General features: G+C 70.2%; 11 protein-coding genes. 7 read left to right on the top strand and 4 right to left on the bottom strand.

Features of this window, described 5'->3' with window-relative positions; translation table 11 throughout:
- The first annotated feature begins 195 nt into the window (after positions 1 to 195).
- The 3 genes from OG251_RS38525 to OG251_RS38515 all read left to right on the top strand — a co-directional run bounded on the left by OG251_RS38525 (position 196) and on the right by OG251_RS38515 (position 3,504).
- A complete protein-coding gene (locus tag OG251_RS38525) occupies positions 196 to 795 on the top strand; it encodes a TetR family transcriptional regulator (RefSeq protein ID WP_326681921.1) in 600 nt (199 codons plus the stop codon).
- A gap of 112 nt (positions 796 to 907) precedes the next feature.
- Positions 908 to 1,660 (top strand): tyrosine-protein phosphatase, encoded by a 753-nt coding sequence (locus OG251_RS38520; protein ID WP_326681920.1) that lies wholly within the window; start codon positions 908 to 910, stop codon positions 1,658 to 1,660.
- On the top strand, positions 1,654 to 3,504 hold the full coding sequence (locus OG251_RS38515; RefSeq protein ID WP_326681919.1) for a glycoside hydrolase family 3 protein: 1,851 nt from the start codon (positions 1,654 to 1,656) through the stop codon (positions 3,502 to 3,504). Before OG251_RS38520 ends, OG251_RS38515 begins: the two co-directional genes overlap by 7 nt.
- A gap of 234 nt (positions 3,505 to 3,738) precedes the next feature.
- Here OG251_RS38515 and OG251_RS38510 read toward each other — a convergent pair whose 3' ends face one another.
- Entirely contained in the window at positions 3,739 to 4,389 is a 651-nt protein-coding gene (locus OG251_RS38510; protein WP_326681918.1) for a TetR/AcrR family transcriptional regulator, read from the bottom strand.
- 132 nt (positions 4,390 to 4,521) lie between these two features.
- Here OG251_RS38510 and OG251_RS38505 point away from each other — a divergent pair, with 132 nt between their 5' ends.
- Genes OG251_RS38505 through OG251_RS38495 form a run of 3 tightly spaced genes read left to right on the top strand, consistent with a single transcriptional unit; the run spans position 4,522 to position 8,628 of the window.
- Positions 4,522 to 5,712, top strand: coding sequence for a CaiB/BaiF CoA transferase family protein (locus OG251_RS38505; RefSeq protein WP_326681917.1), 1,191 nt, complete (start codon positions 4,522 to 4,524; stop codon positions 5,710 to 5,712).
- 49 nt (positions 5,713 to 5,761) lie between these two features.
- Positions 5,762 to 7,204 carry an MFS transporter gene (locus tag OG251_RS38500; RefSeq protein WP_326681916.1) on the top strand — a complete coding sequence of 481 codons (1,443 nt, stop codon included), beginning with the start codon at positions 5,762 to 5,764 and terminating at the stop codon, positions 7,202 to 7,204.
- The gene (locus tag OG251_RS38495; protein ID WP_326681915.1) at positions 7,201 to 8,628 is read left to right on the top strand and encodes an amidase; all 1,428 of its coding nucleotides are present in this window, start codon (positions 7,201 to 7,203) and stop codon (positions 8,626 to 8,628) included. Before OG251_RS38500 ends, OG251_RS38495 begins: the two co-directional genes overlap by 4 nt.
- Before the next feature lie 91 nt (positions 8,629 to 8,719).
- On the opposite strand, the gene yczE is transcribed toward OG251_RS38495, so the two are convergent.
- The 3 genes from yczE to OG251_RS38480 all read right to left on the bottom strand — a co-directional run bounded on the left by yczE (position 8,720) and on the right by OG251_RS38480 (position 11,584).
- Positions 8,720 to 9,268, bottom strand: a complete 549-nt coding sequence (yczE, locus tag OG251_RS38490) for a membrane protein YczE (RefSeq protein ID WP_326681914.1) — start codon at positions 9,266 to 9,268, stop codon at positions 8,720 to 8,722.
- Positions 9,269 to 9,509: 241 nt separating this feature from the next.
- The gene (locus OG251_RS38485) at positions 9,510 to 10,859 is read right to left on the bottom strand and encodes a pyridoxal phosphate-dependent aminotransferase (RefSeq protein ID WP_326681913.1); all 1,350 of its coding nucleotides are present in this window, start codon (positions 10,857 to 10,859) and stop codon (positions 9,510 to 9,512) included.
- A complete protein-coding gene (locus OG251_RS38480) occupies positions 10,823 to 11,584 on the bottom strand; it encodes a hypothetical protein (RefSeq protein ID WP_326681912.1) in 762 nt (253 codons plus the stop codon). Before OG251_RS38480 ends, OG251_RS38485 begins: the two co-directional genes overlap by 37 nt.
- A gap of 523 nt (positions 11,585 to 12,107) precedes the next feature.
- On the opposite strand from OG251_RS38480, the gene OG251_RS38475 reads away from it, so the two are divergent.
- Entirely contained in the window at positions 12,108 to 12,452 is a 345-nt protein-coding gene (locus OG251_RS38475; RefSeq protein ID WP_326681911.1) for an FAD-dependent monooxygenase, read from the top strand.
- The last annotated feature ends 572 nt before the right edge of the window (positions 12,453 to 13,024 follow it).

Here is a 13,024-nt window from a genome sequence, read left to right as displayed (position 1 = left end):
CCACCCACACCATTTCGGAACTGGCAGTACTGCCAAAAGGCAGTTGTGCAAACACCCCGTGACCAGCTGCCGAAGAGTTGGCACGCGCCTTGAGCGGGCCCGGCCGGACATGGTTCGGTACTGGTCGTGGCGGTGCACGACGCACCGTCACGACCGGCGCCCGGCGACGGGCAGACAACAAGGAGCGGCAGACCGATGCAGGAGACGGGCCCCGTGACGGAACTGGGAATGCGCGACCGCAAGAAGGCGCGCACCCGCGAGGCCATCCGCACGGCGGCGCTCGACCTCTTCGAGGAGCAGGGCTTCGAACACACCACGGTCGACCAGATCTGCCGACGGGCCGACGTCGCCCACCGCACCTTCTTCCGCTACTACGCGACCAAGGAAGCCCTGCTCTTCGGCGGGGCCTTCGGACAGGTCATCCTCGACGCCTTCGCCGAAGCGCCGGCGGAGCTCGGCCTCTGGGAGGCGTTCGGCCACGCCCTGACCGTCTCCGACGGCCGTCTTGAGGAGCTTGCCGAGCACACCGCCCGCCGCCGCCGGCTGCGCCGAGGCCTCCTGGAGGTGCGCTCGGTGCGCGACTGTGCGCTCATCCTGGTCGACACGTTCGGCCGACGGGCCGCACTCATCGCCGCCGATCGGCTCGGCAGCGACCCGCACGCCGATCTGCGCCCCTGGGCGCTCGGCGCGATGCTCAGCGGCATGATCCAGCGCCACATCATGGTCGACTCGGAGGCCGGCCTGCTGGACGAATGGGCCGAGGCGTACCGGGAAGTCCTGCGCCCCGGCCGCTGACCGGTCCGGCCGGCTCTCCCGCGCCCGCCCGCTTGTGACCCCCCTCTCCCGCGCCCACCCACTTATTGACCTCCTCTCCCGCTACCTCCTTCTCTCGTACGAGCGAATTGCCATGAAAGGCTCACTTATGTCCCTGGTCAATTTCCGTGACCCCGCACTCGGCACCGACCCTCAGGGCTCGCGGATCCGTCCGGGCGTGCTCTACCGCTCGGCCCAGCCCTTCCCCCGCGCCGACCACGCCACGGTCGCCCAGCTGCGTGACCACGACATCCGCACCGTCGTCGACCTGCGGGGCGCCGCCGAGTCCGACCCCGCCGACTGGGCCGCCGCCGAGGCTGCGGGGATCAACGTCATAGCCGCCCGGATGGATCCCACCACCGACGCCGTCATGGCGGCCATGCGGACCATGACCACCGCCGCGGATCTCGGAGCCTTCTACCTGCTGATGGCCGAGCAGGCACCCGATGCCGTCACCACCGCGGTCGAGGCCGCCGCCCGCCCCGGCGGTGTCCTGCTGCACTGTGCCGCAGGCAAGGACCGCACCGGTCTGATCACCGCGCTGCTGCTCGAACTGCTCGGCGTTCCCACCGAGGCGATCGTCGCCGACTACGCCCGCACTTCCGAAGCCCTGCCGCAGATCTTCGCCCACCTCGCCGAGCGCCACCCCACCCACTCCGCCGCCCTCAACACCCGCGGAGCGGCTCCCGCGCCGCTGCTGGAGGCCCCGGCCGAGGCGATGACCGCCTTCCTCGACCTCGTCCGCGCCCGACACGGGGCAGCGGCCTTCCTGGCCGCCTGCGGAACCTCCACCTCCACCCTGGACGCCTTCCGCGCCAAGACCGCCGCAGAGGTCGCGGCATGCTGAACCTGCTGCGCCACCACGACGGGACGCCGTTCCGCGACCTCAATCACAACGGCACCATGGAGCCCTACGAGGACCCCCGGCTGCCGGTCGAGGAGCGCGTCGACGACCTGCTGAACCGGATGACCCTGGAGGAAAAGGCCGCGCTGATGTGCCACGGCCGGATGATGGTGGGGGAGACCGGGGAGACCGGGGAGGCAGGGGGCGCCGGACCCGCCGGGGAGGCTCGCCCGGCCCTCACCGGGAACGGCATCCCGACCGGTGTCGAGCTGATCACCGGACGCGGTCTGACCGCCTTCGCCATGATGGCCGTCCCCGACGCCCGCACGATGGCCGAGTGGAACAACCACGTCCAGGGGCTCGCCGCCGCCGAACGCCTCAGCATCCCGGTCACCCTCGCCTCCGACCCCCGGCACGGCTTCACCGCCAACCCCGCCACCGCGCACACCGGTGGCGGCTTCAGCGCCGGCCCCGAGCCGATCGGCCTCGCGGCCACCGACGACCCGGACCTGGTGGAGGAGTACGCCGCCCTGATCGGCCGCGAACTGCGGGCCGTCGGCATCCGTCTCGCCATCCACCCGATGGCCGACCTCGCCACCGAACCGCGGTGGGCCCGGATCAGCGGCACCTTCGGCGAGGACGCCGGCCGCGCGTGCCGGATGATCACCGCCTACATCCGCGGCCTCCAGGGCGAGCGGCTCGGCCCGGACAGTGTCGCCTGCATGACCAAGCACTTCCCCGGCGGCGGCCCCCAAGCGCACGGCGAGGACTCGCACTTCGCCGCAGGCCGCCGACTGGTCTACCCGGGCGGCGCGTTCGAGCACCACCTGCTTCCCTTCGAGGCCGCCTTCGAGGCCGGCACCGCGCAGATCATGCCCGCGTACGCCATCCCTTCGGGATCGGGCCTGTCCGAGGTCGGCGCCAACTTCAACCGGGACGTCATCACCGGCCTGCTGCGCGGCCGTTACGGCTTCGACGGTGTGGTCTGCACCGACTTCAACGCCATCACGGGCACCGAGGTCCCCGGCATCACCACCTTCCCGCCACGTCACTGGGGCGTCGAGGAACTGTCGGTGGCCGAGCAGGTCGTGCTGGTCCTGGACGCCGGCGCCGACCAACTCGGCGGTGAGACAGACCCCGAGCTGATCCTGAGTGCCGTCGGCTCAGGCGCGGTCAGCGAAGCGCGGATCGACGAATCCGCCCGCCGCATCCTGCGCGACAAGTTCCGCCTCGGTCTTTTCGAGGATCCTTACGTCGACCCGGACGCCGCGGCCGCAGCGGTCGGCGATGCGACCGGCCGGGAGCACGGCCGTCGCGTCCAGCGACGCTCGCTCGTCCACCTCTCCGGGCATCCGGTCGCCGGGCGGCGACTGTACGTCGAGGGAATCGATCCGGCCGTCGCCGCCCGCTACGGCACCGTCGTGGACCGGCCCGAGGACGCCGACGCCGCGATCCTCCGGATCACCGCACCGTACGAGAAGCGCGAGGGCTTCCTGGAACAGTTCTTCCACAGCGGCTCACTGGAGTTCCCGGCCCTGGAGACGGAGCGGCTGCGCTCCGTCGCCTCCGCCGTTCCCACCTGCCTCGCCGTCCATCTCGACCGCCCTGCGATCCTTACTCCGCTGACCGGCCACGCGGCCTTCCTCATCGGCGAGTTCGGCGCCGATGACGAACTAGTGCTCGACGCGGCCCTCGGCCGGGCGCCGCTGTCCGGAACTCTTCCGTTCGACCTTCCCTCCTCCATGGGCGCCGTCGAGGCCGCGCGGGAGGACGTCCCCTTCGACACCCGTGACCCGCTGTTCCGGTGCGGTCATCCGACAGCCCATGAGGCACCGCCGCGGGGATAGTACGGGACGGGGCGGGCGCTGACGATCCCCGCCCGTCGAACCGCGGGTCGAACCGCGCGCCCGAAGCGCCGGCCGGAGGCGGCCCGGCCCGCGTGCGGTACCCGCGCCGAGGCCAGGTGGCGGGCCGGGCCCGCGTGCGCTGCCACCCACCCCGAGGCGCGGCCTGCCCAGGTGCGCGGCGCGTGGTTCGGCGGAGCCGCCGTACGAGGCTGTTGCCGCCGTGCTGACGCGGCATCACCGAGGGCCGGCCGGCCCGGCGTGCCCGTCACCCGCCGGTGCCTGCTCCGGCGGCGGGGCCGTGAGGCCGGACATCATGAGGGAGAAGGCGCGTGCCGCCCGCTCATCGAGTTCCTCCAGCGGAATGCCGGTGTCACGAGCGTATGCCTCGCGGAAGATGACGTAGCCCATCTGTACGGCGGCCGTCATCACATGGGCGGCCACCGCGTCCGCGTCCTGGGGGAGTGCGCCTTCGTCGGTGTCCCGTTCCAGGCTCTGGCGGGTCTGCGCGAAGCGCGGGAACGGGCTGAAGCCGTCGTCGCCGTCGAGTGCCAACAGTGCTTCGAGCTGGACCAGTTCGGGCTCCTCCAGGCGGTAGCGGAACATGGCCGCCCGCCGCTCGGAGAACGGCAGGTCCCAGTGGCCGTCCTGGTCGGCGACCCGGCGTTCCACCAAGTCGGCCGCGGCAGCCCGGAGAAGGGCCTGGCGGGTCCCGAAGTACTGGTAGATCTGCCCGTGGTTCACACCGGCCTCGGTGGCGATCTCGCGGAGGTTCACGCCGGCGAGCACCCCGTCGCGCCGGAGCAGCCGGCGCGCGGCGTCCAGCAGATCCGCCTCGGTCTCCTCGCGGGTGCGCCGTCGCCGTCGCGTCCTGCCCGTCTCGCCCATTCGCTGCTCCTCGTCCGTCGCTGGATGGATTCTCTCGTCGCAGACCCTTGCCGCGCTGCGGTGACCAGCTTATGGTCCCCCTAGCAACGTTTCGTTAATAACGAAACGTGAATTTGATGCGAAGGGGTACCCATGGCGACACTTCCGCTGGCAGGCATACGCGTCCTCGACCTGTCCACCGTCCTCGCCGCGCCCGTCACCGCCACCTTTCTCGGGGACTTCGGCGCCGAGGTGGTCAAGGTCGAAGAACCCGGACGCGGCGACTTCACTCGCGGGACGACGGCCGGAGCACGGTCCCCGTACTGGGCCCAGGAAGCCCGTAACAAGAAGTCGGTGACGCTGGACCTGCGCACCGAACGGGGACAGCGCCTCGTGAAGGAGCTGATCCCGCACTTCGACGTCGTGATCACCAACTACCGTCCGCCCACCCTGGAGGCATGGGGCCTGGACCCGGATTCACTGAGTGCGCTCGCCCCCGACGCCGTGCTGGTGTACGTGACGGGGTACGGGCTCACCGGGCCCTACCGCGACCGGGGATCGTTCGACCGGACCGCGAGCGCCTTCGCCGGTCTGACGTACGTCACCGGGGACCCCGACAGATCCCCGGTGCGCAGCGGCTACTCGACGATCGACTACATGGCCGCCTATCTCGGGGCCTTCTCCGTGGTCACCGCGCTGTACCACCGCGACACGGCGGGCGGGGGAGGGCAGGTCGTCGACCTCGCACTGTACGAGGCCGGTTTCCGCGCCTCGGAGGACGCGCTCACCTCGTACGCGACGACCGGCCGCGTCCGTGAGCGGCTGGGCAACCGCAACCCGCAGATCGTCCCCGCCAGCGACTTCACCACCTCCGACGGGCGCCGGGTCTCGATCCACGCGGGCACCGACGCGCTCTTCGCCCGGCTCGTCGCCCTCATGGGAACACCGGCGTCGGCCGACGCCCCCGAGTACGCCACCCGGGCCGGCCGCGCCGAGCACGCCGACGCCCTGTACGCGACGATCGCCGAGTGGGCCGCCACCCGTACCGCGGACGATCTCACCAAGCTGCTCAGCGACGCGGACATTCCGGCCTCTCCGCTGATGAGCATCGCCGACATCGCCGCCGATCCGCACTACCGGGAGCGGGGCACGCTCGTCACCGTCGAGGACCCGGACTTCGGCGAACTGCCCATGGTGGCGCCCCTTCCCCGGTTGTCGAAGACCCCGGGCTCCATCCGCTCCACCGGCCCCGCCCTCGGCGCGCACAACTCCGAGGTGTACCAGGGTGTGCTCGGCCTGAGCCCGGACGAACTCGCCTCCCTCGGCGCCGACGGCGTCATCTGACTTCCCCCGCATCCGCCGCTCCTTCTTCCTCCGGGAGGTCATGCGCCGCATGGCTGTCATCTCCGAAGCCGCCGCGCTCGGGAACCGGCTCGACCGGCTTCCGCTCAGCGCCTTCCACCGCAGACTCGTCCTCGCCCTGGCCGGGATGATCCTCTTCGAATGGGTGGAGACCTACGCCTTCGCATTCGTCGCACCCGCCCTGCGCGACCAGTGGGGCCTTTCGCTCTCGGCCGTCGCGGTCGTGGTCGGCGTCGGCCAACTCGGCGCCTTCGCCGGCGGCATACTCGGCGGCTACCTCGCCGACCGCGTCGGCCGCCGCCGCACCATGCTCATCTGCGTCACCGTCTACTGCGCCGCCACCGCGCTGTGCGTCGTCGTGCAGAACCCGTGGCAGCTGATCGTGGCCCGCTGCGCCGCGCACTTCGGCGCGCAGGGCATGGCGGTCGTCGCCATCGTCGTGCTCACCGAGTTCGTCCCGGCCACGGCCCGGGGGCGGCTGCAGACGTACAAGGTCGCCGTGGGTTCGCTCGGCATCCCGATCGCCGCCTGGGCCGGGTACTTCCTCGTGCCCCAGTGGACGTGGGGGTGGCGGCTCGTCTTCGGCCTGGGGCTGTTCGGAGTCGTCTTCGCCTGGCTGATCCGGCGCTGGGTCCCCGAAAGCCCCCGATGGCTGGCCTCCCGCGGCGAATTCGCGCGGGCCGAGGAGGTCGTGCGGTCCATCGAGCGGCAGTGTGGAATCGTGCCGTCCGCCGAACCTGTCGTGGCCCGCGCGCCGCTCACCCCGACGCCACCGGCGCCGCTCACCCCCACGCCACGGCCACCGGCACCGCCACCACCGGCGCCGGACCGCCCCCGTCTCGCCGAGTTGCTGGCCCGGCCCCAGCGCCGCCGGTTCCTTGTCGTGGCGACCATGTGGGTGGCCGGACTGCTGGCCTACTCCGCCTACAACACCTGGACGCCCACCCTCCTTTCGGAGACCGGCCTCGAACTGGACGACACCCTGCTGCTGTCCGCCGTCCTGGCCACCGCCGCACCTCTGGGCGCGCTCGCGGCCGTGCCGCTCATCGACCGGTGGGACCGTCGCCGCACCCAGCTCGTCCTCGGAACGCTGACCGCCGCCGCGCTGCTGCTCTTCGGGCTCGTCCGGGAGCCTGCCGCCGTCCTCGTCCTGGGCTGTGCGGTCAGCGTGCTGTTCCAGATGGCCGTGCCCTTCCTCCAGGTGTACTCGGCGGAGGTCTTCCCCACCCGCATCCGCGCGCTGGGTTCCGGCACTGCCAACGCCCTGTCGAGGATCTTCAACTTCGCTGCCCCGATGCTCGTGACCGTGGTCTTCACCGGCTTCGGGTACAGCGCCGTCTTCGCCCTGCTGGCTGCCCTCAGCCTCGTCGGCGGCTGCGTGGCCGTCGCCTTCGGCCCCCGCACCACCGGGGTGAGCCTGGAAGCCACCACCCCCGATCGCCCCCGCACCGCAGAGAAAGCGGCCCTGTCATGACCGATCTGTCCTTCGCCTCCGCGACCGAACTCATTGGCCTGATGCGCCATCGCGCGCTGTCGCCCCAAGAACTCATGTCCCACACCCTCGACCGGATCGGAACATCCGACGCCACACTCAACTCCGTCGTCGCGCTCGACCCCGAGCGGGCCCTCGCCGACGCCGCGGCCCTCACCGCCAGGATCGCTCGCGGCGAGGAACCGGGCCCGCTGGCCGGACTGCCCGTCCTCGTCAAGGACGGTGAGGATGCGAGGGGTTTCCCGACCAGCCGGGGCACCAGCGCCTACCGTGACAACCCGCCCGCGGCCCACGACAGCATCCACGTCTCCCGGCTGCGTGCCGCCGGTGCGCTGATCATCGGCAAGACGAACCTGCCGCCGCTCGGCGCCGCCGTGCACACGGCCAATGACGCCTTCGGCGTCACCCGTAATCCCTGGAATCCCGACCGGTCACCGGGCGGTTCCAGCGGAGGCGCGGCCGCCGCCGTGGCCGCCGGACTCGTGGCGCTGGGCACCGCGGGCGACGGCGGCGGCTCCACCCGTATCCCCGCGGCGCTGTGCGGGATCGTCGGTCTCAAGCCGAGCCGCGGCCGCATCCCCCAGGGCCCCTCGGGCATGCCGTGCTGGCCGCAGAACGTCTGTCTGAGCGGCATGGCCCGCACCGTCCGGGACACCGCTCTGCACCTCGATGTGGCGGCCGGTCACCATCCGGCCGACCCGAACTCGCTTCCCGCGCCGACGGCCTCGTACCGGGACAGCCTCGACGGGCCGATCCGCGCGCTGCGCGTAGGGGTCATGCGCACCCTCGGCATCGCCGAGCCGCGGCCGGAGATGCTGCGTGCCCTGGAGCGGACAGCGGACCTCCTGAGGGACCTGGGCAACAGCGTCAGGGACGAAGAGTCGGCCCTGCCCGGCGCCGTGGACTTCCCCGCCCCCTTCCGCATGCGACAGAAGGCCCTGGCCCACAGCCGACTCCTCGGCGTCCTCGACGACTTCACCGCCCGGCGCGCCGACTTCGAACCGTGGTTCGCCGATACGCTCGACGACAGCCGCACCCTCACCCCCACCGACTTCGCCGCGTACTGGGCACACCGCTCACAGCTCAACCACTGGACTGCCCGGCTCTTCGACCAGTACGACCTGCTCCTCATGCCCACCGTGCCCACGACGGCATGGCCCGCCAAAGGTCCGGACGTGGCAACGGCGGTGCGCCGGCACACCCTTCCCATCTCCTACACATCAGTGTTCAACGACACCGGCCACCCCGCCATCAGCGTCCCCGCGGGCCTCGGCCCGGACGGACTCCCGTGCGCCGTGCAGGTCGTCGCCCCCCACCACCGCGAGGATCTCGTGCTGGGTGCCGCACAAGCGATCGAGACTGCCTTCGGCGCTCTGCGTCCGCCTGCCTTCGACACCGGCTCCTGACCCGGCGGAGCCGGGAGGGGGCAGGGGATACCCGCCTCCCTCCGAAGCAGGGGCACACCGACTCGCCGAGGAGTGCCGCCGGATACGTCCTTCAGGGTGGGCCCGCCGCGTCCACGGCGTGTTCGGCGGTCCGGCGGTAGGAGAACCGGGGCAGGAAGAACTGGGTGACCGGGCCGACCATCAACGCGTACAGCACCGTTCCGACGCCCGCACTCCCGCCGAGGAGCCAGCCCACGCCGAGTACGGTGACCTCGATCAGGGTGCGGACGAGCCGGATGGAGAGTCCGGTCGCGGCGGACACACCCGTCATCAGCCCGTCCCGGGGGCCGGGGCCGAAGCGCGCGCCGACGTAGATGGCGACGGACAGGCCGTTGAGAACGACACACCCGATGAGCAGTCCGACCCGGGTCGCGAGCCCGAGGTTCTGGGGGATGAGCAAGAGGCCCAGGTCGGACGACGCCCCCACGACGAGGATGTTGGCGAAGGTACCCAACGTCGGCTTCTGCTTGAGGGGGATCCACAGCAGAAGCACGAGAACGCCGAGGAGGGCACTGATCATGCCGAAGCTCAGGGGAGTGTGGTGCTCGACCCCCTCGTACAGCACGCTCCAGGGATTGACGCCCAGAGAGGTGCGGACCATGGCCGACAGGCTGAACCCGTACAGGGCGAGACCGACGAGCAGTTGGGGAAAGCGTCTCAGCGGACGCTCACCGAGGCGGACGTAGGTGAGGGGCGGCAGGGCCGGGCGTGGTCGGGACGCCGAAGGCCACCGGTCGCGTTCCTCCGGACGGCGCCGGAGCCTGTTCCTGTAACGTTCTGTGATCGTCTGCTCCACTCCGGTTGCCTACGCTGTGTTCCCGGCTGTTCCGCATCCATCCGGGTCAGGGCTTCAGGCGGCTCAGGGCACGCCTGATCCGACTGCCGACCTCGCCCGGGAGCGTACCCGTGCGGCCGCAGTTGATCCGCACGAAATGGTCCAGGGGCTGGCCCTCCGCGAAGTGGTTGCCGCAGATCGTGGCGACCTTTGCCTCGGCCAGCAGGAACTGATCGGCGGTGCGGTAGCCACGCTTTTGGTAGGCGTCGGCGAACGCGGTGAAGTCGACGAAGAGGAAATAGCCCCCCTGTGGGACGTCGATCCGCAACGAAGGGACGGAAACGAGCTCCGCCAGCATGGCTTCGAGGTTGCCGCGTGCGGCCCTCGCCCTGGAGTCCGCCACCTCGTCCATCTCCGGTCGCAACGCGATGTGCGTGGCTACCTGGCCGTAGGAGGACGCGAACGAGGTGAGGTTGACCTGTGCGCGCGCCGAGGCGTCCACGATGTCCGAAGGGCCGCAGAGATAGCCGATCCGGTCGCCGTGCATGCCATAGGTCTTGCCCGGCCCGGTCACGGCCACCGTCCACGGCCGCATGGAGCAGTCGCCGCCGTCGGGGAGCCGGACGTCGATGGCGGCGAACGTCTTGGCGCGGGGCCCCATGACATGGGCCTCGTAGGGCGAGTCGAACATGACGTAGACCGGGCTCTCCCCCTCGGCCTCGCGCCGCAGGTTGTGCCGGGCGATGGTCCGGGCCAGTGCCGACAGCTCCTCGGTCGTGTAGACCTTGCCCGTCGGGTTGATGCAGTCGCCCAGAATGACGATCTTGGTCCGTTCGGAGATCGCTCCCTCAAGAGCCGGCGCGGTCAAACCGTCGTCCGCCGTGACCAGGACGGTTTTCGGGATGGCCTCGTGCAGCCGCACCATGTCGGCGTAGTGAGGCCAGTTGGGTACCGGAATGACGACCTCGTCGCCAGGATTCAGCAGCGCGTGGAAGGCTACCGAGATCGAACCTTTCACGCCGCCCGGGGTGACCATGATTTCGGTTTCCGGGTCGTACGTGATCCCGTGGAGGCGAGTCACCCGCGCGGCAACGGAGTCCAGCAGGAAGGGGAATCCCTTGATCGGCGCGAACGCGTGAATCGTTTCGGATTGCTTCTCAATGAAATCGATCACGCCACGGTCGATCCGGGGGTCGGTCGGCGTATCCAGCGCGCCGATGCTGAGATCGATGAACTGCTCGCTCTCGGCGAGGCCGCGATTGAGTATGGCGAGCTTCGCCGCAGTCCCATGAGTCGCCGATTCCGGAATGCGCAGGATGGCATCGGAAATGCCGCGATTCTTCTGCACGATGAGAGGAGCCGCCTTTCGCTCTACGGATTTCAACTCGCGGCCACGGCCTTGTACATCGCGTTCCACATGTCGAGTTGAATGCTGAGGGTCTCGGTCGCCGCGTAGGCGATCTTGGCGACGTCCGCATCCGTGCGGCAGTTGTTCAGAACGCACTTCTTCGCATCGGCGGCGTGTCGTTCCTCGACGCCCTCGTCTCCGACGTGGACATCGAAGTAGATCTCGACACTGTTGACGAACTCGTCGGCCGGCAGCTCGTTCCGGCTGTTGCGGAACGCCGTACGGCAGACCTGCAGCATCTTGTCCGCGTGTGACTCCAGGGCCATCGCCACGCCGAGCATGCTGTGGTAGTTGCTGGTCAACAGCTCAAGGGTGCGTTCGCGGTAGGCCATCGTCTCGGGTATGACCAGGTCACTGTTGCGTGCCTCGCGCACGAGCAGCGGCGGCAGACCGAACTCATGCCGGCCGTACAGGTTGTGGGAGTGCTCCATCAGCAGTTCGTGGCAGTGCGCGGCCTCGCCGTTCCCGGTCTCCTCGTTGAGGATGTGGGAGAAGAGAACCAGTGTGTCCCGGTCGTCGTGGGCCGCCGCCTGCGCGCACACATGGGCGATGCCCTTGACGGTTCCCTCGGTCCGGTGGAAGAAGTTGGCCCGATGGAAGTCGTACTCCTGGCCGGTCCACGGCGATTCCTGAAGAAACGCGAAGTAGTCATTGCCGTAGACGGGATGCTGCTCCAAGTCGTCCATGAGGGCGGTGACTTGGTCGTGGATGGCAACTTCGGTGGATTCGGTCATCTCGCGGCTACCTCCTGTGTGCGCAGGGCGTCGAATCGCGGCCCGTCGGATGTCCGGGCGGATCCGCGATGTGCTGGATAAATGCCTCACCGGAACGGTCGAGCGTGAGTTCAGTGCTGACCATCGGGAGCCGTAACGGTGCCGGGCATGGGCCTCTTTCGCTCAACAAGGGCAGCGGGAATCGCTCCCTGTAAGAGATTCTCCCTCGTCAAGTCGCAGAGGCCACTTCGGCTCGGTCGCGACCCACTGTGACGCAGATACCGATACCCAGGACAGGTCACAATCGGCCAGATGCGGAGTTACGTCTGTGCGGGAACACGCCCGGCCGCGTCATGGAGACGGAATCGGATATGAATCGCCTTTCGCGATCCATGGCATTCGAGCAGGTCGCGCCAGGAAATTCTGACCCGGTTCGGAAAAACGGGCCCCGCCCGGACGCCGTTCACCCAGCGGGTCGCCGTCGGCCGACTGCGGTGCGGGGGCGTTGCGTGTCCGGAATCGGTCCGGTTCGCACGCCTCGTGCATGCGTACCGTCATGTCCTGCTGTGCGGCGCGTCGCCCCTCCGGCGACGAGGGGCGACGCAATGACGCCGAGGAGCACGTGATGAGCCCGCCCGCGATCACCACCACCGAAGTCCTGATCACCGGAGAAGGACCCACCGGCCTCGTGCTCGCCCGCGACTTCGCCCGGCGCGGGACCGCCTGCCGCGTCGTGGAGAGGGAGAGCCGCAGCTTTCCCGGCTCACGCGGCTCCGGCCTTCAGCCGCGCACCCTGGACGTCTTCGACGACCTGGGCGTCATCGACGGGGTACGGGCGGCGGGCGGACCCATCCAGCGCATGCGGAGCTGGGACGGGCGGCACACGTAGCGCCGAGTGGGGCGCGGTCGAGCGCGCCGAGTCCTCTCCCCGCGTCCCGTACGGCCAGATCTGGATGCTTCCGCAGCGGCGCACCGTCGGGATTCTCCAGGCGTGCCTCGAAGAGCTGGGCGGAATCGTCGAGTTCGACTGCGAGCCGACGGGCTTCGAGCAGGACGCGGACGGAGTGACGGCGTGGCTGCGGCGCGCACGCCACGCTCCTCGCTTTCGGCGGGACCGATGCCCCGACCACGACAGCCGTCCGAGCCGTCGGCCGAGCCAGCGTTGCGGGCGATCGAGGTCGACGTCAGGTCCGTCCGGGGCCCCGCATGCCCCGTACACCGATGTTCGCGGCCTTCCCGAAATGGGTGTTGATGGTTGGGCCTGCCGCCCCTGCCGCCCCTGCCGCCCCTGCCGCCCCTGCCGCCCCTGCCGTCCCTGCCGTCCCTGCCGCCGCGACGCGGCCGGTGGCTCCGCCGATCTGCCGGAACGGAATCACTGGTCGGAGGCCGCGCCTACCGATGGCGCGGTCATCCGGCTCCTCCCCGTACGGTTTCGGTGACCGGCCGGCCGCGGCGTCGCCC

Origin of the sequence: Streptomyces sp. NBC_01237 (assembly GCF_035917275.1) — a bacterium.
Classification (GTDB): domain Bacteria; phylum Actinomycetota; class Actinomycetes; order Streptomycetales; family Streptomycetaceae; genus Streptomyces.
The sequence above is the reverse complement of the archived record's forward strand: the minus strand, read 5'-3'. Positions and strand labels throughout refer to the sequence as shown.

What these genes read in the sequence shown, in the direction of transcription:
- OG251_RS38525 (WP_326681921.1), top strand. Translation starts at nt 196, where the DNA reads ATGCAGGAGACGGGCCCCGTGACGGAACTGGGAATGCGCGACCGCAAG.
- OG251_RS38520 (WP_326681920.1), top strand. Translation starts at nt 908, where the DNA reads ATGAAAGGCTCACTTATGTCCCTGGTCAATTTCCGTGACCCCGCACTC.
- OG251_RS38515 (WP_326681919.1), top strand. Translation starts at nt 1,654, where the DNA reads ATGCTGAACCTGCTGCGCCACCACGACGGGACGCCGTTCCGCGACCTC.
- OG251_RS38510 (WP_326681918.1), bottom strand. Translation starts at nt 4,389, where the DNA reads ATGGGCGAGACGGGCAGGACGCGACGGCGACGGCGCACCCGCGAGGAG.
- OG251_RS38505 (WP_326681917.1), top strand. Translation starts at nt 4,522, where the DNA reads ATGGCGACACTTCCGCTGGCAGGCATACGCGTCCTCGACCTGTCCACC.
- OG251_RS38500 (WP_326681916.1), top strand. Translation starts at nt 5,762, where the DNA reads ATGGCTGTCATCTCCGAAGCCGCCGCGCTCGGGAACCGGCTCGACCGG.
- OG251_RS38495 (WP_326681915.1), top strand. Translation starts at nt 7,201, where the DNA reads ATGACCGATCTGTCCTTCGCCTCCGCGACCGAACTCATTGGCCTGATG.
- yczE (WP_326681914.1), bottom strand. Translation starts at nt 9,268, where the DNA reads ATGGTCCGCACCTCTCTGGGCGTCAATCCCTGGAGCGTGCTGTACGAG.
- OG251_RS38480 (WP_326681912.1), bottom strand. Translation starts at nt 11,584, where the DNA reads ATGACCGAATCCACCGAAGTTGCCATCCACGACCAAGTCACCGCCCTC.
- OG251_RS38475 (WP_326681911.1), top strand. Translation starts at nt 12,108, where the DNA reads ATGCGTACCGTCATGTCCTGCTGTGCGGCGCGTCGCCCCTCCGGCGAC.